Consider the following 1,183-nt stretch of genomic DNA (forward strand, 5'->3'; position numbering starts at 1 on the left):
ACACCGCCACCCCCATCGGCAGCCCCGCGACCGACGCGGCGCCCGCATCGATCCGCATCGGCACCGCCCCGGACTCGTGGGGCGTCTGGTTCCCGGACGACCCGAAGCAGGTGCCGTGGCAGCGCTTCCTCGACGAGGCGTCCGCCGCCGGGTACGAGTGGATCGAGCTCGGCCCGTACGGGTACCTGCCGACCGACCCGTCCCAGCTGTCCGACGAGCTCGAGTCCCGCGGGCTCAAGCTGTCGGCGGGCACGGTCTTCACCGGGTTCCACAAGGGCGAGGACCAGTTCCAGCGTGCGTGGGACCAGGCCGTCGCGGTCGCCGGCCTGGCCGCGAAGCTCGGCGCCGAGCACCTGGTGACGATCCCCGACCTGTGGCGCTCGGACGCCACCGAAGAGGTGCTCGAGTCGCGCACGCTCACCGGCGAGCAGTGGGAGCGTCTCGGCAAGGGCCACGACCAGCTCGGCAAGGCGCTGCTCGAGGAGTACGGCGTCCACCAGCAGTTCCACACCCACGCGGACAGCCACGTCGGCACCTACAAGGAGACCGTGCGGTTCCTCGAGGTCACGAACCCCGAGTACACCAACCTCTGCCTCGACACCGGCCACTTCGCCTACTACGGCGGCGACAACCTCAAGCTCATCGCCGCCCACCCGGAGCGCATCGGCTACCTGCACCTCAAGCAGGTCGACACCGACCTGCTGTTCGACGTGCTCAAGAACGACGTGCCGTTCGCCACCGCCGTGTCGCAGGGCATCATGACCGAGCCGCCGCACGGCACCCCGGAGCTCGCCCCGATCATCGAGGCCGTCGCCGCGATCAACCCGGACGTCTTCGGCATCGTCGAGCAGGACATGTACGGCTGCTCCGTCGACGCCCCCGGCCCGATCGCCGAGCGCACCTTCCAGCACATCTTCGGCTCGACGTCGGCCGCCCGCGCCTCCTGACGCGCCGTCCACGCAGCGTCAACAACCCCAGGAGAACACCACCATGACCACCACGCAGAACCTCCGCGTCGCCGTCGTCGGCGCCGGCATGATGGGCGCCGACCACGTCCGCCGCATCACCGCCAAGATCTCGAACGCCGACGTCGTCGCCGTCGTCGAGCCCGACCAGGCCCGTGCCGCCGCGGCAGCCGCCCTGGCGCCCGGCGCGATCACCGCCGCGTCCTTCGACGAGGCGC

2 protein-coding genes are annotated in these 1,183 nt (G+C 71.0%); both read left to right on the top strand.

Annotated elements, in window-relative coordinates; genetic code table 11:
- Positions 1-14 precede the first annotated feature (14 nt).
- Positions 15-947, top strand: a complete 933-nt coding sequence (locus BIU89_RS08005) for a sugar phosphate isomerase/epimerase family protein (protein WP_071245703.1) — start codon at positions 15-17, stop codon at positions 945-947.
- A gap of 43 nt (positions 948-990) precedes the next feature.
- A partial coding sequence (locus BIU89_RS08010) for a Gfo/Idh/MocA family oxidoreductase (protein ID WP_175474989.1) occupies positions 991-1,183 on the top strand: 193 nt, incomplete at its 3' end.

Source organism: Curtobacterium sp. MCBA15_005 (assembly GCF_001864855.1).
Lineage (GTDB): Bacteria > Actinomycetota > Actinomycetes > Actinomycetales > Microbacteriaceae > Curtobacterium > Curtobacterium flaccumfaciens.